General features: G+C 38.3%; 23 protein-coding genes. 10 read left to right on the forward strand and 13 right to left on the reverse strand.

All coding sequences use genetic code 11. The annotated features are described in order from the left end of the window. The first annotated feature begins 100 nt into the window (after positions 1 to 100). Positions 101 to 664, forward strand: coding sequence for a DUF2777 domain-containing protein (locus AB7942_RS02710; protein WP_214713207.1), 564 nt, complete (start codon positions 101 to 103; stop codon positions 662 to 664). 46 nt (positions 665 to 710) lie between these two features. On the opposite strand, the gene AB7942_RS02715 is transcribed toward AB7942_RS02710, so the two are convergent. After that, on the reverse strand, positions 711 to 1,739 hold the full coding sequence (locus AB7942_RS02715) for a ThiF family adenylyltransferase (protein WP_369445678.1): 1,029 nt from the start codon (positions 1,737 to 1,739) through the stop codon (positions 711 to 713). 243 nt (positions 1,740 to 1,982) lie between these two features. Between AB7942_RS02715 and AB7942_RS02720 the strand changes: the two genes are divergently transcribed. Further along, positions 1,983 to 3,815, forward strand: a complete 1,833-nt coding sequence (locus tag AB7942_RS02720) for an aldehyde ferredoxin oxidoreductase family protein (RefSeq protein ID WP_369445679.1) — start codon at positions 1,983 to 1,985, stop codon at positions 3,813 to 3,815. Between the two features lie 116 nt (positions 3,816 to 3,931). On the opposite strand, the gene AB7942_RS02725 is transcribed toward AB7942_RS02720, so the two are convergent. The 6 genes from AB7942_RS02725 to AB7942_RS02750 all read right to left on the reverse strand — a co-directional run bounded on the left by AB7942_RS02725 (position 3,932) and on the right by AB7942_RS02750 (position 6,830). Continuing rightward, a complete protein-coding gene (locus tag AB7942_RS02725) occupies positions 3,932 to 4,204 on the reverse strand; it encodes a MoaD-like domain-containing protein (protein ID WP_369445680.1) in 273 nt (90 codons plus the stop codon). A gap of 1 nt (position 4,205) precedes the next feature. Further along, positions 4,206 to 4,478: a ubiquitin-like small modifier protein 1 gene (locus AB7942_RS02730; RefSeq protein ID WP_369445681.1), complete on the reverse strand. Its 273-nt coding sequence runs from the start codon at positions 4,476 to 4,478 to the stop codon at positions 4,206 to 4,208. Between the two features lie 128 nt (positions 4,479 to 4,606). Continuing rightward, entirely contained in the window at positions 4,607 to 4,966 is a 360-nt protein-coding gene (locus tag AB7942_RS02735; protein WP_088086033.1) for a YisL family protein, read from the reverse strand. A gap of 139 nt (positions 4,967 to 5,105) precedes the next feature. Then, on the reverse strand, positions 5,106 to 6,014 hold the full coding sequence (locus AB7942_RS02740; protein ID WP_369445682.1) for a fumarylacetoacetate hydrolase family protein: 909 nt from the start codon (positions 6,012 to 6,014) through the stop codon (positions 5,106 to 5,108). Positions 6,015 to 6,127: 113 nt separating this feature from the next. Further along, positions 6,128 to 6,442, reverse strand: coding sequence for a type II secretion system F family protein (locus tag AB7942_RS02745; RefSeq protein WP_369445683.1), 315 nt, complete (start codon positions 6,440 to 6,442; stop codon positions 6,128 to 6,130). Continuing rightward, positions 6,390 to 6,830, reverse strand: coding sequence for a hypothetical protein (locus AB7942_RS02750; RefSeq protein WP_369445684.1), 441 nt, complete (start codon positions 6,828 to 6,830; stop codon positions 6,390 to 6,392). The genes AB7942_RS02745 and AB7942_RS02750 overlap by 53 nt, the downstream gene beginning before the upstream one ends. A gap of 280 nt (positions 6,831 to 7,110) precedes the next feature. On the opposite strand from AB7942_RS02750, the gene AB7942_RS02755 reads away from it, so the two are divergent. From AB7942_RS02755 to AB7942_RS02780, 6 genes are read left to right on the forward strand one after another with little or no spacing between them, the layout of a single operon-like run. Next, on the forward strand, positions 7,111 to 7,332 hold the full coding sequence (locus tag AB7942_RS02755; RefSeq protein WP_088086031.1) for a spore germination protein: 222 nt from the start codon (positions 7,111 to 7,113) through the stop codon (positions 7,330 to 7,332). Between the two features lie 18 nt (positions 7,333 to 7,350). Next, the gene (locus tag AB7942_RS02760) at positions 7,351 to 7,605 is read left to right on the forward strand and encodes a spore germination protein GerPB (protein WP_369445685.1); all 255 of its coding nucleotides are present in this window, start codon (positions 7,351 to 7,353) and stop codon (positions 7,603 to 7,605) included. Between the two features lie 34 nt (positions 7,606 to 7,639). Next, on the forward strand, positions 7,640 to 8,254 hold the full coding sequence (gene gerPC, locus AB7942_RS02765; RefSeq protein ID WP_369445686.1) for a spore germination protein GerPC: 615 nt from the start codon (positions 7,640 to 7,642) through the stop codon (positions 8,252 to 8,254). Next, a complete protein-coding gene (locus AB7942_RS02770) occupies positions 8,251 to 8,427 on the forward strand; it encodes a spore gernimation protein GerPD (RefSeq protein ID WP_369445687.1) in 177 nt (58 codons plus the stop codon). Before gerPC ends, AB7942_RS02770 begins: the two co-directional genes overlap by 4 nt. 5 nt (positions 8,428 to 8,432) lie before the next feature. Beyond that, entirely contained in the window at positions 8,433 to 8,828 is a 396-nt protein-coding gene (locus AB7942_RS02775) for a spore germination protein GerPE (RefSeq protein WP_369445688.1), read from the forward strand. Positions 8,829 to 8,887: 59 nt separating this feature from the next. After that, positions 8,888 to 9,106: a spore germination protein gene (locus AB7942_RS02780; protein ID WP_369445689.1), complete on the forward strand. Its 219-nt coding sequence runs from the start codon at positions 8,888 to 8,890 to the stop codon at positions 9,104 to 9,106. Positions 9,107 to 9,152: 46 nt separating this feature from the next. Here the strand turns inward: AB7942_RS02780 and addA are convergent, their stop codons facing one another. From addA to AB7942_RS02805, 5 genes are all read right to left on the reverse strand, one after another. After that, positions 9,153 to 12,938: a helicase-exonuclease AddAB subunit AddA gene (addA, locus tag AB7942_RS02785; RefSeq protein WP_369445690.1), complete on the reverse strand. Its 3,786-nt coding sequence runs from the start codon at positions 12,936 to 12,938 to the stop codon at positions 9,153 to 9,155. Next, positions 12,935 to 16,417 (reverse strand): helicase-exonuclease AddAB subunit AddB, encoded by a 3,483-nt coding sequence (addB, locus tag AB7942_RS02790; protein WP_369445691.1) that lies wholly within the window; start codon positions 16,415 to 16,417, stop codon positions 12,935 to 12,937. The genes addA and addB overlap by 4 nt, the downstream gene beginning before the upstream one ends. Positions 16,418 to 16,585: 168 nt before the next feature. Next, a complete protein-coding gene (lepB, locus tag AB7942_RS02795) occupies positions 16,586 to 17,140 on the reverse strand; it encodes a signal peptidase I (protein WP_088086023.1) in 555 nt (184 codons plus the stop codon). Continuing rightward, positions 17,130 to 17,795 (reverse strand): TVP38/TMEM64 family protein, encoded by a 666-nt coding sequence (locus tag AB7942_RS02800; protein ID WP_369445692.1) that lies wholly within the window; start codon positions 17,793 to 17,795, stop codon positions 17,130 to 17,132. The genes lepB and AB7942_RS02800 overlap by 11 nt, the downstream gene beginning before the upstream one ends. A gap of 41 nt (positions 17,796 to 17,836) precedes the next feature. Then, complete coding sequence (locus AB7942_RS02805; RefSeq protein ID WP_098932840.1) at positions 17,837 to 18,772, reverse strand: LCP family protein; 936 nt, start codon at positions 18,770 to 18,772, stop codon at positions 17,837 to 17,839. A gap of 271 nt (positions 18,773 to 19,043) precedes the next feature. Here AB7942_RS02805 and AB7942_RS02810 point away from each other — a divergent pair, with 271 nt between their 5' ends. Next, positions 19,044 to 19,409 carry a YhjD family protein gene (locus tag AB7942_RS02810; protein ID WP_088086020.1) on the forward strand — a complete coding sequence of 122 codons (366 nt, stop codon included), beginning with the start codon at positions 19,044 to 19,046 and terminating at the stop codon, positions 19,407 to 19,409. A 21-nt stretch (positions 19,410 to 19,430) separates the two neighbouring features. Here the strand turns inward: AB7942_RS02810 and AB7942_RS02815 are convergent, their stop codons facing one another. Further along, positions 19,431 to 20,006, reverse strand: coding sequence for a competence protein ComK (locus tag AB7942_RS02815; protein ID WP_369445693.1), 576 nt, complete (start codon positions 20,004 to 20,006; stop codon positions 19,431 to 19,433). A gap of 192 nt (positions 20,007 to 20,198) precedes the next feature. On the opposite strand from AB7942_RS02815, the gene AB7942_RS02820 reads away from it, so the two are divergent. Next, positions 20,199 to 20,435, forward strand: a complete 237-nt coding sequence (locus AB7942_RS02820) for an IDEAL domain-containing protein (RefSeq protein ID WP_369445694.1) — start codon at positions 20,199 to 20,201, stop codon at positions 20,433 to 20,435. The last annotated feature ends 77 nt before the right edge of the window (positions 20,436 to 20,512 follow it).

Below are 20,512 nucleotides of genomic sequence, written 5' to 3' on the forward strand. Positions count from 1 at the left end.
CAATTCATATGATTTAAAAGATAATACTTTATCTTTCAGTTATAAAATTTCATGAAGATGTCTAAAAAGAATATGATAGCATCTGGCACGGAGGTTAATAATGAATCGACAACAACGAATGAGACTTTACGATTTTCAGGAAAGAGCATACACAGAAGGAACTGTTGAACAAATTAATGAACAATGGATTTTTTTTGATGAAGAAACAGAAGAAGCTGAAATGTTAGATGATTACCTTCAGCAAGAAATAGAAGTCTTCCGAATGAATCGTTGGAAGAAAGGCAAATTGTATGAAACAGGAAAGGTCCGAATTGGAAACGAAGCAACGATGCTTCGTAACCATGATTTAGTAAGAATTAGGAAACATTTAATTTATTCACTTGAGCGGCTTTTAGATGGGATTAATGATGATGCTTTTTTTCAATTTGTGACCACTTTAAACTCCTTAAACTTTTCTATTTACGATTGCATCTATTGTTACAACCATTTATCCTTCTTATCGGACGAAAATCGAAAGGATGGAGTTAATTTTTTGGTTTTCGATAATCAGGAGCAAATTTGTAATGTCCAGCACCACTTTTGTTACTATGAAAAAGTTAACGATCGATTTGAATTTACTTTAAATACCGGAAAACGATTAGTGATCGAAAAAATGATATCATAAGAAAAAGGCATGGGCAGCTCCCACGCCTTTTTCTTTTGGTACCAATTTAGTTCCCAATGTATTTTGAATAAAGCAATTTTGCTTGGACCAAATCATTTGTACCATGAATCAATACACGTCCATCTTTAAATACGACAATAGAAATATCTTCATCAGGAGTAAAACGGATTAAGTAGTCATTTCCTGATACTTTGCCACTTTTCTTGAGATTCGCAGCCACCTTTTTTACATCTAAGTCGCGATTATTTCTTGGATTGACTTGGACTGTATTACGCCCACAAAGTGTCGTATAGGCCACCTGGAGTTCCGAGGATCGATCTAAAAAATCAAATTGATGATTCACACATGTCCGACAATTAGGATTTCTCCCCTCTGAAATATCCATTTGCATGGTGGTATAATCCCATATATCAATTTGTTCTAGATTAGGTGTAGTTTTTTCATCAATTAATATCTTCATTGTTTCCATGGCTTGAAAGGAACCGATAATATCCGTCAATGGTGACAATACGCCAACTGTATCGCAGGTTTCCCCCGTCCCTGTTGGGACATGCGGAAAGAGACAGCGGTAGCAGGGGGTAATTCCGGGTTTTATCGAGGCAAACATGCCTCTTGAACTAACAGCAGCACCATGAACCCAAGGAATTCCGTACTTTACGGCCACATCATTGATTAAGAAACGTGTCATAAAATTATCAGTGCCATCAACGATACAATTAAAATCCGTTAATAATTCTTCCACATTATCTAGGTTTAAATCAGCGATTACTGCATCGACTGTAACAGTAGAATTAATTCGATTTAATCTTTTTTTTGCAGCAATTACCTTTGGGAGCTGTAATTTTGCATCCTCTTCATCAAAAAGTGTCTGCCGCTGCAAATTTGATAGTTCAACCAAATCCCTATCAATTAACCTTATATAGCCCACCCCTGAACGAACCAGATGATTTGCGATTACCGTGCCAAGTGCACCAACTCCGACAATTGCCACTTTGCTATTTTGCAATTTTATTTGTCCAAACTCCCCAATCTGTTGAAAAAGAATCTGTCTTGAATAGCGTTCTAAATCACTCATGATCCACCTCTTTCCTATGTTAAACTGTAATCATGAACCGCAAAAGAAAAAGTTATATTACTATTATCTTACCAAATTATTTTTGATTGTCTTTTATAAATAATTTAATTTTATAAATATTGAAAAAGAGATATAATAAATATTGGGTTTTAGTATAATTTGGTAGGAATCTCTTATAACAATATCTAATATTATAAGAGATTAGTATATATTTTTTTAATATGGGAAAGAGGGGGAAAAACTTTGAATCTAGGCGGTTTTAAAAACAAAGAAGTATTAGTCGACTTAACAAATGGTGTGGTTGATTACAGAGGAATCAACGAAGATGATGCAGTTAAGTACATAGGTGGTCGTGGCCTAGGGGTTAAGTATGTTTTAGATAACGGCCCTGAAGTCGAGCCATTATCTGCAGAAAACATCATTTGTATTATGACAGGCCCTGTCACAGGCTCACGTTCTTCGATGAGCGGACGTCTTTGTGTTGTTACTAAATCTCCGCTGACTGGTACGGTAACGGATTCACACATCGGCGGGTGGACTGCAGCGCGGCTCAAATGGGCAGGTGTGGATAATATTATTTTTTCAGGAAAAAGTGATAAGCCTGTATACCTATTTATTGAAGATGGTAAGGCAGAGCTTCGTGACGCTTCAAACCTTTGGGGAACTAGCACACGAGCCTTTATTCAAGCAATGAAGGACGAACACGGTGAAGAAGACCTAAGTGTTATGACGATTGGTCAAGCAGGTGAAAACACTGTCCGCTTTGCTGCATTTATTAATGAGCATGACCGTGCTGCAGGCCGTGGTGGTACAGCTGCTGTTGCGGGCTATAAAAAATTAAAAGCAATTGTTATCAAAGCTGCTCAAAAAGGCAATATGCCACAACCAAAATTAGAAACCGATTACAAAGATGCCAATAAAAAAGCTGTAAAGGCGATCCTTGATGGCGGCTTAACGGCACCTAATAAAGGCGGATTATCCGTATATGGAACAAATGTATTAACCAACTTGATCAATGAAGTGGGAGCGCTTCCAACAAAGAACTCCCAATTAACACACTGGGATGAAGCAGAGAAACACAGTGGTGAATATTACAACACTAATTTACGTGTTGCTAACAAGACATGCCATGCCTGCCCGGTTGGTTGTAAAATTGAGGTAGAAGTAAAAGATGGTAAATATAAAACACGTGTAGAGAGCATCGAATTCGAATCCGCTTGGTCACTTGGATCAAACTGTTTATTAAGTGATGCAGAAGCGATTTCATATATGATCGACCGCTGTAATGAATATGGTCTTGATACAATTGAACTTGGACATTGTTTCTCCGTTACTATGGAAGCTTTTGAAAAAGGGATTATTAATCAGGAATTAATCTGGGGCGACGCTGATTCTATGATTGAATTAACCAAAAAAATCGCTTACCGGGAAGGATTTGGCGGCGTACTTGCTGAAGGGCCTGCACGTGCAACAGCACTTTGGGGTGCACCTGAATTATCAATGTCTGTTAAAGGCCAATCCATCCCTGCCTATGATCCTCGCGGCATTCAAGGTATTGGACTTGGTTATGCTACAAGTAACCGCGGTGCATGTCACCTTCGTGGATACACTGTAGCCAGTGAAATTGCCGGTATTCCTGAACCAACTGACCGATTAAAGCCAGAAGGAAAAGGCGAATTACTAAAAGTATTCCAAGATATGCTTGCATTCTCAGATTCTATGAATATTTGTAAGTTCTCATCCTTCTCAGAAAACGCAGAGCATTATGCGGAGCAATATAGTGCAATGACTGGAGTTCAACTAACAGCTGAGGATGTTATGAAGGCTGGGGAAAGAATCTATAATCTTGAACGTTATTACAACAATCTTGCAGGCTTTAATAAACGTGAAGATGACTTCCTTCCAAAACGTTTTACAGAAGAACCGGCGTCTGGAAACAGTGCGGGCCATGTAAGCCGGATGGATATCATGCTAGAAGAATATTATCAAGTTCGCGGCTGGACAGACGGCCTCGTTACAGATGCAAAGCTTCGTGAATTAGGAATTATCGATCCTGAAGTAAAACAAAGTGTCTAAGAATTAATTTAGTAAGCTTCTGCACAAGTGCAGAAGCTTTTTTTCAATGCCTAAGTTTTTGAACTTAGATAACTTGCTTGCGCAAGCTACTAAACGGGCGCTAACGCTATTCTTAATTAACCGCCAATTCTTGTTGTTTTATAGCGGTAATTTTTGATTAACACATCTAGAACATGATCGTCCTTTGCACAAAATCGAACTTGGACGGTATTCACCTTAAAACTTGAAGTAAAAGAAATTTCCTTTTCCGAAAGTATTTGTCCCTTCCAGTTATCCGCCTCATAGACGTAAGGAAACATATCTGTCCTCTGTAAAGCTCCAAGTTCTTCAAAATACAGACCAAGATGTTCAATTCTAATACCACGAAACTCTAATTCTCTGATAACCATATCAGCCACCTGCAACAGGCGGAAAAAGAGCAAATTGATCCTTTTCTTCTACTTTTGTCTGAAGGTCATCAAGGTGGATGATATTTCTTCCGTTTACATAGACATGAACAAATGGAAGCAGTTCCTTTTCATTTGTAAAGATTTCATCTTTTAATAGTGGAAACATTTCTATCATTTTATCAAGTACATCTATTACCCGTTCACCATCAGGCTGAACGTCTACCGTTACCCCACCACATATTTGCCGGAGATTAGCAAACACTTTTACGAGCATATGGAACCTCTCCTCTCTACTAATTTCAATATTAAGACCAAACTAAGCAGTTGTCACGATGTTTATCATTTTGCAAATATAAAAAGACTACCGAAATTCTCGGCAGCCTTTACTAGTTACATTAGGTTTTATGGGTGTAAAAATGACATTGGTAATTTTGCAAAGCCTAGGTATAATACAAGCACCCATGCAATGATAAACTGAATCCAGAATACAGAAGTTCTTCTGTCATTAGCCACACGGCCAAGGATCATTTCAAATAATCCGATTATCCATAGACCTACAACCGCTTTTAAAATATACCACACATCAATTCTGTAAACCGAAAACAGAAGTCCTACACCTGTTGCTATTATAACTAAGTATAATACTCGTAAGATCATTTGTAGAATTTTAAATCCTTTTGCTTTTCCACTTTTATGTAAGGAAAGTGCAATGAAAAATAAAATTAAAGCTAAAACCCATGCAGTGATATGACCGTGAATCAATATAGTACCTCCTAATGAATGAAATTCATTTATTTCGACCTTATCATACCATAAAACATTAATAAAAACGAAAAAAGTAAGTCAATCTAGTTACAAACATGGATATGTTACCCTACCAATTTTGAGATATAAATTGTGCCTATCGCTTAATCCTATTCTTCAATGTTCCGATGTTTTCGATGGTCACTTCCATGTGGTCGCCAGGAGATAAGAATTTAGGTGGTTTGAACCCTTTTCCTACTCCAGCCGGTGTGCCGGTCGCTATAATATCGCCTGGTTCAAGTGTCATTCCGGCGGAAAGAACGGAGATAACCTCCTCAATCGGAAAAATAAAATTCTTTGTATTTGAACTCTGTCTTACTTCCCCATTTACAATTGTTTCTATATTTAAATGGTTGGGATTTTCTATCACACTTTTATGGACAATCCAGGGTCCCATTGGACACGTAGTGTCGAGGCTTTTGCCGATAAAAAATTGCTGGTGCCGCGCTTGTAAATCTCTTGCTGTTACATCATTCAGAATGGTATAACCAAAAATATAATCCAAAGCTTCTTCCTTGTTTATGGCCCGACCCTTTTTGCCGATGATAACAGCTAACTCACCTTCATAATCAAGTTGATTCGTTACATCTAGATGGTTTAGGACTGTTTCATTCGGTCCAATAACCGTTGTAGGGGCTTTCGTAAAGACCATTACATGTTCCGGGATATCTGCTTCACTTCCCATTTCAATCGCATGTTCTGCATAATTTTTTCCCACACAGAAAATATTCTTGTTTGGTCTTGGAATAGGAGCTAGCAAGGTGACTTCATCCAAGGAGACATATAAAGATGCAGCATGCGCACCACTAATTACCCAATCATGCAAACCTTGGACTTGTTCGATAAAACTTTCTCCTAAATCGATACATTCCTGCAATGAAGATGGGAAACTTCTCTTCCCTGTCCTTACTTCTTCAGCAGGATTTAGTAAAAGGACTTTTGATTCATCTGAGTCTACTAAACCAACAAACGTTTCATGATTATGTTTGACTGTTACAAATTTCATCGGTTTCACCTCAATTTATAGTAATTACACTTTATATATTAAAAGAAACAGATGAACCGAACAAATATAAAGAATCAAAAAAGGCCGATCCCTAATTAAAAGGGAATCAGCCCTTAACTATTTTTAAAAGTATCGATAAATTGGATGATTGCCGGTCCTAACAAAACGATAAATAAACTTGGAAATATGAAAAAAACTAACGGAAAGAGCATTTTGATTGATGCTTTCATAGCCGTCTCTTCCGCCCGTTGCTTTCTCTGTTCTTTGACTTCATTGGATTGAACTCGGAGCACTCGAACCATGCCGATTCCTAATTTTTCAGCTTGTAAAACATTACTGATAAACGCTATAACAATATCTACATCAAGCCTATCTCTAATACCTGCTAATGCTTCCCTTCTGGTTTTCCCAAGCCGAATTTCTTCCAAACAACGATGAAATTCGTAAGCGAGGACCCCCTCTTTTTTTGAGATAACCTTCGACACTACCGGCATCAAATCCAAGTCCTGCTTCAAGACTTACTGTTAAAAGGTCCAATATATCAGGAAATTCCCTTAAGGCATGACGACTTCTCGCCTTTGTTTTCTTCTTTAAATATTGGTGAGGTGCAATGAAACCAAGAAGAAGTCCTGCCAATATAAAGAGGACAATGGCCCCAGTGCCAGCATTTAACAGTGCTCCATATCCTCCCAATATAAGCGGAAGAACAACTATTGATACGATCTGAACAATCCGAAAATCAACAGCAGTCATACCAAAAGGATTTCCAGCCAGTTGAAGCTTTTGATCTATTTTTGCTTCTTTTTCCCCTGGCATTCTCTTTTTAAGCTTTTTTTAAAATCAAGGAATAAGGGTTTAATAAATCTTACAAAAAACGATTGTTGTTTTTCACCCTCTTCTACTTCCAAGGGATTGGATTGTTCATTTAGTAAGAAGAAATTTACTCTCTCTTTTACATTGCCCTTTTTTTCAAACCTAATCAAATAAATCCCATAAATGCTCAAGCCTCAGTTTCCAATTTATTTGGGCGAATCAATCACATTACCTGTGCCCATACATAGGATGTAGAAGATACTATGAAAAAAGGGTGTTGAAAATGCCAGCGATTGTTGGAGTTGCACAGGTCATTACACTTGGCAGCAGTTCTGTTTTCCATATTGGAGATGTTTATAAAATTATGCCATTTTCTACTGCAAAAACCTTTTCCGGTGCTGGTTCCTTTAACACAGGGGATAGCTTACAGCTCCATAATAATGTTAGTTCCACAAATACCCATGATTCAGATGTTTACGATCAAGGAATTGCACTTAATGCTTAATGAATGGGTGATTTTCAAATGAATTTTTATATCCAGCAGACCATTCAAATTAATTTCATTAAAATTGGCGGGATTACCAATTCCTCAGTCTTACAAATAGGCAGTGCTGGAATTATCAAACCTACATCTCATTTATATAATACCGGTGGCTTTACACAACCAGCACCACAAACGCTTCAACCTTCAAGCGCATCATTAGGGGCACCATCAGTACCATTACAAGCCGCCGTTAGAAAGCAGGATATGTCAGCCTCCCAAGCAAACGAAACTTGATAAACCATTGGTGAAATAATTGTGAGGTGATTACATGTATCAGGATTATTCCCAATATCTTCAATGGCTGCAGATGTGTATTCAAGCACAGGAGCAGAGAATCCTAGCTTTAGAGAACGCTCTCCAAAAAATGAAAGAAGATATGAAAAAATTAAATGAAAAAAAGGCTATCCATGTTGACAAAATTGAATATAAATTTGATCAATTAAAAGTAGAGACGCTTGAAGGCACATTAAACATAGGTCTGAACCCATCCGAATTAGCAGGAATCGAGGACTTCGCAGTACAAAATCAATCCTTAACCACACCAATATCACCCAAACATCAAATGCAAAGATCAATGAAAATTGAGGAAGCTATTTACAGATATTTAGAAACGGATTTACCTCAATTAGTAGAAAATGCCCAAAGGGAATTAACCGTTCAACCGAATGATGAATATTTATCGTTCATAAAACAAGACATCATTAAACAACTTCCTGGCAGGATTGAACAACATTTAAACACCCATTCCGCTAGTAGCCGCTCCTTTGAAAATGCCCCTTCCGACGATTTAATTATTGAAGGATTAAAAAAGGAAATTCAAAATGGGGTAATGGTTTTTTTCAGCAATTTACCTGAAAATCTGAAAGGAATGAAATCAGAATGAACTTTCAAGTTTATAACCGAGAACTCTATGTCGAAAACATAAAAATCACTGGGGTGGCAAGCTCCTCGTTAGTCATGGTGGGAGATACGGAAACGATCCAGTTGGCCTCAACTTTTGATACCCCTGCAGAATCGTTAATCATAGGTCCGTTTGTTCCCCTCTCACCGGAGTGACCAACATGTTGCAGAGAACCTCTTGTGTAGACACTATAAATATTAAAATTGTCTCTTTTGCCTCTACGGTACAGCTTGGGGATTCCTGTATAATAAATGGGCTTTCAAAAGCGCTGGCTGTGCAAAGGGAAACCGAGGTATTTTATGGTAATGAAGGCAATTTATCTCCCTATCGAGTCTATTCTGAACCTATTCCTTTTCAACCTATCGATGAACCTTTTTCATATTACCGTCAAAATCCCAACCCGCTAATTAAGGTAAGTAAAATTGATATTATCGGGATATCCTCTGCGTCCCTTTTACATGTGGGTAACAGCCGCCATGTTTCTATGGAGGCTAGAATTAAGCATATTCGACAGTTACTTCCTTATGAAGAGAATGCAGAACAGGGACAAAAATAAAAGCATAAACTACTTTAAGGGGAACTAGCCAGTAAGTACACTAAAAAAGGATGTTTGTCATGCCAGCGATTATAGGTCCAGTCCAAATCGTTCACGTAAGTGGAGGTATTGTGCAATTTGGCGATGCCGTGTATATCTCTCCAAAGAGCGCCTCTAAGACGAATGGGGGTTCCGGTGCATTTAATACCGGTGGATTTATAGTAAATAATTCCGGGTTAAGCGGGACCAATGTACTTGATACAAATGTAATTGACCAGCCAATTGCAGGGAATAATTAAAAAATGACATAAACCATCTAAATGGTCTATGTCATTTTTTGTTTACTTAATCCTTTTCAACCTTCAAAAGATGGGCCCCATCAAAGAAAAATAAATACCTTTCTGTGACCTTTCTTTTCCAAATTTGTTCAATTGCTCTTGTATATAAGTTAATTTGTATCTTGTAGCGGTCTTCAAGAATTGTTTTCGCTTGTTCAAACCCACCTTTATAGCGGTCAGAAATTCGATCGGATTTATAATCGACCAAAACAAGGCCGTTTTCATCCTCAAAGACGCAGTCAATGATCCCTTGTACAAAAACAGATTCATCTTCATCCTTCCAAGTGGGGTACACATCACGAGCAGGCATGGAAAGGGTAAAGGGAACCTCTCTGGTGATTGCTTTTGCGTTAAAATATCTAATCCCTAAATCTGAATGAAAGAATTGAACAATTAAATTTTTGTCAATGACTTCTGCTTGGTCTGGGGTTAACAATTCGTTGTTTACCATCCATGTTAACCGTTCCTGGAGAGATTCTTGACTAACTGAATTGGTTAAATCTACGTGTTGCATAACCATATGCATGGCAGATCCCCGTTCAGCTGGACTTAATTGCTTTTCCTGCATAAATTTTGGGCGTTTAACTATCGACTTTTTATAGTGGTTCACAAGGTCCGTCCCACTTTGTTCATCTGCCATTTCTCTTTGGCGTTTCATTTCAGAAACGGATTGCTTAGAGCGATGGGCTGCGGCACTTGGGAAGGAATATTCCCAGTCTAAGCGCGACTTAATTTCTTCATCAAATGGCGACGTGGTCGGGACATGTTCCCCTTTTTGGACCATTTCAAGAAATTGGTCTTCATTCATTCCGATTTCTAATTCCGTCTTCTTGATTTCTTCTGCACTTATTAGAGAAATTTTCCATGAAGAAGGATGACTTGTAATTTCCTCAGGAACAAGGGCATTTCCCGTACTACTAAGCCTTAGTTCATTGGCGTCCTGATGGCGAACAAGCGCTGGTCCAATCCAGTCAATATAGCTTGAAACTGCTGCCCGCTCATAATCCTTTAACAACCATTCTGTATGGGAGGAAACTTCATTCCATTGGTCGATTTTTTTTTTCGCATCTTTAAGCGTAGCCGTTAAATAAAGTTTTTCTTTCGCCCTTGTCATCGCCACATATAACACGCGCATTTCTTCCGCAAGCATCTCCATTTTCTTTTTTCGCTTAAAAGCAATTTGCGGTAAGGATGGGTAAGAAATCCTTTTTTCCGCATTTACATACTTAGATGCAAATCCGTATTCTTTATCGAGCATATATGGTTTCCGAACATCGGCCATATTAAAAGTCCGTGCCATTCCCGCCATGAATACAACGGGAAATTCAAGTCCTTTACTACTATGGATGGTCATAATCCGGACAACGTCTTCTTGCTCACCAAGTGCCCTTGCTGCACCAAGATCGTCCCCTCTTTCAATCATTCTCTCGATAAAACGAAGAAACCTGAACAGTCCACGGAACGATGTTTGTTCGTATTGTCTAGCTCTGTCATATAATGCCCGTAAATTAGCTTGGCGCTGTTTTCCCCCTGGTAAACCGCCGACAAAGTCATAAAACTGGGTATCACGGTAGAGCTGCCAAATTAACTCAGACAACGAACCCTGTCTTGCCACCTCGCGCCACTCTGCTAGAAAGTCATAAAAGCGGCGCAGCTTTTCGTAAAATTCGGCCGTATTTTTGGCTTCTTTACTCTTGCAAAAAGCGGTAACAGCCTCCCAAAAGGAACCTCGCTTCTGATGAATGCGGATGATTGATAGTTCTTCTTCGTTCAACCCAACGATGGGTGAGCGTAAAACGGCTACAAGCGGTATGTCTTGGAAGGGATTATCAATAACTCGTAGTAATGAAATCATAATTGCCACTTCGGTTGCATTAAAATACCCTGTTGAAAGATTAGCATAAATAGGAATCCCTTGTTGCTTAAACTCTTCGATAATTTGCGGAGCCCAAGTCATTGAACGGAGCAGGATGACCGTATCCCGATACATAAGTGGCCGATTGGATTTCGTTTTTGTAGTATATACGGGTGCTCCACTTGCAACTAGTTCTTTTATTTTAGAAGCAATTATCCTCGCTTCGAGTTGGGATTGTTCAAGACCGATAGCATCAAATTCTTCTAGTTCTGACACCTCTGTCTCGCCTTCCGTTACAGGCGACCCATTATCCTGTGCATTTTGATCAATAAGCAAAAGTTCTACCGGATAGGGCTCATCGTCTGGATACGGTGCGCCAGCACGCAATTCTGCCGCCTCATCGTATTCGATTTCACCAACTTTAATCCCCATAATTTGTTTAAATAAATAATTGGTTGCATCGAGCACTTCTTTTCGGCTTCGGAAATTTCTTGCTAGATCAATACGTAGTCCCGTAGTATCTCCATCGGCTTTAAAGCGATTATACTTGCCTAAGAAAAGGTTCGGCTCAGCCAAACGAAAGCGATAAATCGACTGCTTAACATCTCCGACCATAAACATATTTCCATTTAACTCATCCTTTTTAGTTACAAGCTTTAGGATCGTTTCCTGGACCATATTTGTGTCTTGATATTCATCGCAATAGACCTCTTTAAAATGCCTTTGGTAAGCGAGTGCCGCCTCGGATGGAAGAAATTCTCCCTCTGCTGAGATTTCCTTTGTCAAAATTGCTAGGCAGTAATGCTCTAAATCTGCATAGTCTACAAGCCCTTTTTCTCTTTTTACCTTTTCAAACCGCAGAGAAAATTCTTTGACAATATGAACTAGCGTTTCTATTAACGGCCGCATCTCATCCATATCACGTAAAAAGCTTTCAGGCTTTCGCGTAAATAGCTCTTCTTTGATATCTTGGATTTTTTTCTTCGCTTTTTCTCGGAGTTTTTGGGCCTTTTCTGTCAGCTCTTTATCATAGTGGTCACCTTTCACTTGCTTTGCCCGTGAAAAAGACCAGGTCTGCATTGCTTGATATAGAGTTTCCCATGAGTCCTGCTTGGCAAGAAGAAGAGTATCAATCATCTTTAAATCATCTAAAAAGTTTTCAGCTCTCGGTGCCGGTCCGCCAGGGAGCTTTGTTACTTCTAATCCCCGCTTAATCATTTCTCTAGAAGCTTCTAGTTGCAACTCAATATCAAAAAGAAGTGCCTGAATAAAGGAGAGTTCGGCTAGATTATTAATAGCTGAAACATCATACATACGAATGATTGACTTTAAATATTGGTCCGGTAAGGGATTAGAGCGTGCAAAATCGTATATCGATCGAACAATATCCATTAATGCGGCATCACTTCGATCACTTGTGAATGAATCGACCAAGTTGAAGAATGCCTCATTATCTTTTTTCCCGTATTCTTCTTCAAACAACTCGTCCATCACTTCATCTCGGATTAATTGTGCCTCTGTTTCATCGGCAATTCGAAATCCGGGATCGACATCGATTAAGTAATAATACTTTCGAATCACTTCCATACAAAAGGAATGAAGTGTTGAAATCGATGCTTTATTTAATAAGCTCAGTTGCTTTCTTAAATGGCGCGACCACGGGTCTTCATCAATGGCTTTTTCTAACGCTTCCCCAATCCGATGGCGCATCTCTGCAGCTGAAGCGTTCGTAAAGGTCACCACCAATAATTCATCGACATCCATCGGATCTTCTTTTGCGAGAATTTTTTGGATCATTCTTTCCACTAGGACTGCTGTTTTTCCCGAACCTGCTGCTGCAGCAACTAGGATGTCTCTATCCTTTGCCATAATTGCTTTCCATTGGTCGTCTGTCCATGTCACGTCTTCTGGCTTAGGCGGTATGACGAAATTGTTCAAGATTGACGTACCTCCTTCCTAATTAGTTCTAAAACATCTTCCTTCGAGTGGGGTGTGAGAACCCGGAATTGATTCGTTTCAATTGATTCATCAAATTGACATACTGATTTATAAGAACAAAATGTACAAGGTGTTTTGTCCTTTAATTTATAAGGAGCAATGTCTATTTGACCATCAATAATGGCGTTACCTGTTCTCTTATATAAATTCCGGACATACGTTTTCAGATCGTCAAATTCCGATAAACTAGCAACCTTGGATTTTTTGGATAAATTTCCATCCTTTTTTATTCCTGCGGCAATAATATGTGAATCACCTGATTCAAGTGTTTGGTCCATAAGCCGGATCACATTTTGATCGCTTAACATTAATCCATTCATCTTAAACTTTTTCATCATTTCCTTTTCAATTTCATCAATCGTTAGCATTTTAGTTGTATTAATGAATGGATTATGAACGTGAAAATAGAGGACACCTGCAGGACTAGCTTTCATCTCAACCAATTCATTCGAATGGGTCATGACAATATCAAGGTAGGTTAACATTTGCAGAGCAAGTCCATAATATACTTCGCTAAAATTGACATCCTTTTCACTTGATTTATAATCAATCACTCGTAAAAAGACGCTGTCGTCTTCTGCTTTTGCCTGATCGACTCTGTCAATTCTTCCGGCCAATTCCATTCTCTTTCCATTTTTCAGTGAAAATGTTAGTGGCGGCAGTTTTCCATTGGGTCCAAAGCCTAATTCCAAACCAATCGGTGAGAATCCACTTACTTTTGCATGCTCACTTAACACGACAGAAGCTCGTGTAATAATTTGCTCCAATTTCCGTTTAATATAATGATGGCGCTCTGAGCTTAACAATATTTCGTTTTGCAATTTAGGGGCTAATGACTTGACCGCTTCCTTAGAAAGGTTTTCACATTGTTTCCTCGACAGCTCGGCCCAAGAAAGATTTTGTTCATTAACAATATCTGCAATCTGCTTTAATGCCGCATGAAACAGCTCCCCAATATCCGGAGCCTCCAAACGAAACACTTGCCGGTCACGAAGCTTTAGTCCATGCTGAGCGAAATGAGAAAATGCGCAGGAGTTATATAATTCCATTCTAGAAACACTGGCTTGAATGGCCTCACCATATAATTCATCCGCTGAATCTTTAGAGAGCTGTACGGCTGAATTTGTATAAAAAAGGCTTGAAAACACTTTTTGAGCTTTGCCCTTTCCCGAACTTCCAAGGTAATAGTTATATACATCCCACCATAAATTTGAAATGGGGTACCCTCGCTTTTTCCATTGAAGCTGCGCATTAAGGAAAGATAACGTCGTTGTAAAATTTGAAATAAAGCCTAGTTGACTGGGCTCCGAAACTTGTGATGGGTCTGTCAAATAAAATAGCTCATTAGCATCAGGAAACATATCTTTTATTCTCTTAATATACGAAGATGGAATTAACGCTTTTCCTTCATCATTCGCAAGTGGATAACTAACATAAAGGGCTTCTGATGGTGCTGTAAAAGCTTTATAAGCAAGAAAATTTTCATCCAGCAAACGTGTCCGGCTGCTTGATGCGATTTTAACACCTGTTGCTAGGAGCATTTCCCTGTCTTCATCAGAGAGGATTCCTTCATCAGATATTTTTGCAGGCAAAATTCCTTCATTGACGCCAACTACGAATCCTACTTTGATTTCATTTAGCCTTGATTTTTCTAAATCCCCAATCAGTACCTGATCAAGTGCCGGCGGAATAAGTGAAAAATGTAAGGATTCGAATCCTGACTCTAAAACAGCAGTAAACGCCTTTAATGTGACTTGCTCTTCCCCTAGAATTTCAACATATTGGTCCAGGAGATCAATCACAGCATTCCATACTTGTTCATGCTCCCGCATTTTTACAAGATTACCTTTTTCTTCGGCAGCTGCTTTCCATTTTTCAAGCTTTGTTGGGACATCCAATTCCTCTAGCAGCAAATAGATGGCTTCACAAAACTTTCGACCTGAATCCGCTTTTTTCAAACGTCTTGATAACCGTAAAATGGGTGCAGTTACCATAAGCTTTAATTCATTTAACTCTTGTTCCATTTCTTTTTCTAGATCTGTTTGCGAGTTTACCTCTAATTCCAGTCCTCGAATGCGTCGATAGCTCCAACGCTCTTTTTTCGTCCATTTACTTCCGTTAATTCCATAAGCTAAACAATAATTCTCTAGTTTATCCATTTTCTCACGCATTTTTGCCGGCTTTTCTTGTAGTGGATATAGCAATTCTGTCTTGATCACTCTGAACACCGGCTCATAGCGCCAGTAGGAATTAATGACTTCAAGGCTTGAGCGAATGAATTCGATCAATGGATGGTTCAGCATTGTTCTTTTTTGGTCAATAAAATAGGGAATCTGATAATCGTCGAAAACTGGCTCAACAATCTCATGATAGTCCCCGCCATTTCGAATTAATAAAGCGATATCCCGGTAACGGTATCCCTTTGTCCTGACTAATTGGCGAATCTCTCTTGCAATCCCTTCAATCTCAGCTCTACGGTTTACGGCTTGGCAAATATTAATTTTTGTCTCACCAACATATGATACTGCAGGCCGGGCATCAAATTTTTCTTCAAAATGACTTAAAGACGGCTCTGTCCATTTTCTTTGTTCTTTTAGAACAACAGACTGCTCGATTTCAATACCATTAACTTTAGCTAAATCATAGAGAGAATAACTAGTCTCACCTGATAAGCGAAACAGATCAAGCTCGTCCGGTGGAGAATCAATCGAGAGGTGATCAGTCGTCAATGCAATTGAAACGTTTCTACAATGTTTCATCAATTCGATCATTACTTGATATTCCTGCGGTGAAAAACTATAAAAACCATCAATATATATTTCTGCATCTTTTAAATATGAAGAGAAGGATACTTTCTCGGATAGGAGTTGAAAGTAATCCTCCGAATCGATATATTTACCAAAAACTTCGTCCTCAAACTTTTTATAGATCATTTCTAAATCTTGTAGTTTATCATTTAAGGCATTGGTATCTTCACCCGATAAGGATGAGCCTTGAATTAGCTCCTCTGGCGTAATACAGTAACGTTTAAATTCTGTTATCATTTGCTCAAGCTTCTGGATAAAACCATTCTTATCTGCAGCTCGCTGAAAAAGCTTTAGTTGTTCCTTTTGCTCATCGATGATTTTGCGTATTAACATACTTATCCCGACACTACTTAAATGTGTTCGGCTAATCCCGCCGGTTTCTTGCAAGATACGCCACGCCAAGCGGGAAAAACTATAAACTTGGGCACGAATCATTCCGCTAATTGCCGGGTCAGTTGCCAAGCGATATTCAGATAAAAACGTCATCTGTTCTGGAACGATATAAATGATCGGTGTCCCATCTGGTTTTTCCACAAGCCGCCCCTTTATTTCATCAAGGAACATAGCTGTTTTTCCGCTTCCTGACCGACCGATTACCATTCTTAATGACATGTAAAAACCTCGCTTTCCACAACCACTCATAAACTTTATATCTCTCATTCTAACATAAAACAAGCACAAACGTTTGTATTGCGATAACACAGATTAGAGGCAAAAATGGTAATTTATGACAGAAAAAAACACGATTTAATCATCGTGCTCCTTCCTTAATCTATTCATCTAAAAATGGACGTCCATTTCATTTATTGGCCAATAACGTAAATCAACTTTGCCGACAACTTGACTAGCTGAGATAAAACCGAATTGGCGGCTGTCCCAACTACCTAATCGATTATCACCAAGGACAAACAATTTTCCATCAGGAACTATATTTTCACCGGTTATTTCCTTTAAACTGAAATCTCCAGTAATCCTGATTCCAGGTGATTTTTGTTTATAAACATTTAAAAATGGCTCCTCATACTTGTGCCCATTTATATACAGTAGATCATCACGATATTCAATTTTATCCCCTGGCAGCCCAATAATACGTTTGACAAAGTCCTCTTTTTCATTAGCATGAAAAACGATGACATCAAATCTGTTCAATTCCCCGACTTGATAACCAAGCTTGTTGACTACCAGTTTGTTACCATCCTGCAGCGTCGGCATCATCGATTCGCCTTCTACCACATAATTTGAAAAGAAAAATGTACGAATAAAAGCAAAAATAATGATACCAATCGCAAAAGCCTTTGCCCATTCCATGCCTTCCTTTTTCCATTCAATCTTCATTAAAGCTCCTCCGTTTCTCCTGCTTATAATTTCTATCTATTTCACCATTATGGTCAGTTTCCGTGCCCTTATTCATTCTGCCTTCAATTCTTTTACCAACATACCAAAGAATGAAAATAACAAGCAATACTACAACAGTCCGAAGAGGCTTCGTCAGTAATGACTGAATATCATAGCCAACAAAACTAATCGTGAAAATCATCACCATTTTCCCAATACACACGGACAGCATGTATTGGGAAAATCGAATTTTGGAAAGACCAGCGACAATGTTAACAACTGCCGAGGGTGTAAATGGAAAACAAAGCAGTAGAAAGAGTGGGCCAAACCCATGACGATCTACCCAGTCCATTAGCTTACGGACTTGAGGGTGCTTAGGTAAAAAAGATAATAACCTTTTTTGCCCATACCTTCTAATAAGCGAAAATACGAGCATTGCCCCGATACAGGCTCCAAGCCATGAAAACAAAAATCCTAACCAAAGTCCAAAGGCACTGGCATTAGCCATTACAAATAAAAACAATGGGAGAAATGGCAAGAATGCTTCAATGACAATAAGCAATATGCCTGGTATGGGTCCAAGGGCTCGGTATTCTTGAATAAGACTCATAATATGTTCAAGCGTAAACCATGCTTTTAATGATTCAATATCCATCCGGTTTCTCCTCATTTTTTACTAATTAGCTGTGCCGATGATTACTTTGTAATGAATTGATGGAGTGCCTCTTTATTTTTTTCGACATCGATCTCTAATACGGCTCCCTCCCCTGAGACTCGAGCATCGGAATAGCTGTTTTCAACAGGAATCCGTAACGTATCGATATTTCCTCGATCATTCGAAAAGAAATCTTTAGCCATAAATGTTATGTCGGAAGTGCTCATATTTGTATTCACATAAGGCGTGACAACACCAATTAGCTTCGGGAGTTTTGGAATCGTTTGGAGGCCCATCAATTGGTCCCCAATGGCCTTAACCGCTTTTTGTTGACGTTCTACCCTTCCAAAATCACCAATCGCATCATGACGGTAGCGGACATACCCGAGCATTTCTGCTCCATTTAATTTTTGCAGACCTGGTTCTAAAGTGACATCAATATTTTTTGACATTTTCTTTTCCACATCGATTTCTACACCATTGGGAAATGCTTCATCAATTAGTTGCACAAATCCTTGAAAGTCCACAATGACATAGTATTGGAGGTCAATATCAAAATTTTGCTTAATAGTTTGTCTCATTAATTCTGGACCACCGCGTGCGAATGCGGAGTTAACTTTATGCTTTCCATGCCCCGGAATCTCAAGGTAACTGTCCCTCATAATAGAAGTTAGTTTAAATGTTCCTTTGTCTTCATTATAATGAACAATCATGATTGTATCTGCCCGAGATTTTTCCTTTCCTCTAGCATCACTACCAAGCACGAGGATATTTGTCCCCCCATACTGATCCTTTTTTCCTTCGAAATCATAGACAACATTAGATGCTTTGTTATTCATTTTTTTTAATGATTGGTTAACGCCCTGCTTGTATTGATAATAAGCATAACCTGCCCCTGCACCTATTATCAGTAAGAAGACAAGTAAAACGGATGGCCATCTTCTCTTTTTCTTGGTTTGATATTTATCAGATCTCATTGTTTATCACCTATTCATCCAGGTTTTTTATTCTCCTAAATTTATAACTGTTTTTTCTTTTTCAGTGTTTCTTCATTTAATTCATTTTCCCCTATCAGATATCCTTCTATTAATAAAAACTTTCTCATATATCAACTAAACATTTCAATAAATAAAACTCGCCCAATGACGAGTTTTTGTAAATGGAAAGTCCTATTGCTTTTGACGGTTCTTTTTTGTAAAATAAAGAAGAACATTTGTTCGTTTAATATAGAAAGGTGTGACTGAAAAAATGACCAGAATCCCCGAAGATGATCGAGACATAATGGAAAAGGCTATGTATTTACCAATGGTTCTAATTATCTTAAACAGGGATTTAACTGTAGTTGCAAATAGCCCGTTTAAATTAAAACAACCATATTTGGATTTGATTGAGGAAACGATGAAGGAGATCCAAAGGGAACTTGCTGAGGTAAAACTATATATGAAAAAGAATAAGCTTCAGGTGATTGAAACAAAACGGGACGATGCTTTTACGTTGTACAGGTTTATTTATAAAGGCTATGAAGAAAATCATAATTACTTTAATCCAAGAATCCGCAACAAAGTCCAAGAATTAATGGAGGCCTATTTATTAAAAAAACATCTGTCCCGTTAATAGTTAAGAAAATTCAACTCTTTATTTCGGGTCTTTTGAATGGGAATCAGCATCATATTCACGGGATCTTTCCAAGGCATTTAACGATTGGGGCCCGTTAGGCTGATAAAATAACTTTCTCCCATTACCTTCTATTCTTTGCAAAAGTTTTGTTTTTAGTAATGAGGTTCTTAACATTTGCCCCTCAATTGTACCAATTGGAACTGGAAAAATGTGAGATTGCTTATTGCGGAAAATAATCATCGTTTTCTTAGAGGATACGCGACGATAACACTCCACATGCTCAAGTGAAATCCATATACACTCAGGAGTTAGCGGCGATACGGTAGGAAAAAAATAGATGTGGTTAATTGGTTCAATAACAATTGGGATTTTTCGAGTATAGCCAATTAGTTGTCTTGTTCCCTTTTTCCTGCTTTCGTAATCAACACCAAAATAAACGCAGCCTTTTTTGATGATATCCAATGGCTTAAAGGGTGACAAGAATTCATCTTCTAATTCTACTGCACGTGAATAAATTTTCCCTCCATATGTCACCGGTTCTACAAACATCGTCCACGTATTTATCTCATATTCTTCGATTTGAGGATGCTTCAACCCATTCAACTCCTTTTCATATTATCCACCATATCTTACCACTACTGGTTTTTAATTCCCTCACTTTTCTGAATTGTTCCTAATTTATTCACAAAATTCATGTCAAAGAAATATTTATCAGAAAATTATAAAAACTAATGATATTCTTCAAAAAAAACCATATAATTTTAAAAAGCAACAGAGGTGATTTTCATGAATGAAAAATCATACACGGAATTAATGAAACTAGGAGCCATGAAACGAAATCGTCTGAAGGAGAACTTCGTCCAAGATTTATACATCGAAATGCTGTTGTCCGAAATTCAACTAAAAGTAGAAAAAGAAAAATTATTACAGAAAATTGATGCGGCCATTGATTGTCAAGACAAAAAGTCATTCCTCCTTCTATCCGGACAGCTCAATGAAATCAACAAACGATTTGGAACGTAGAATTTTGTTAAAGCCGTCATAGATTGACGGCTTTTTCATTGTATATTTTTCTAACGCATAAATAGAAAATGTAAGTG

The sequence above is a fragment of the Neobacillus sp. BF23-41 genome (genome assembly GCF_041106275.1).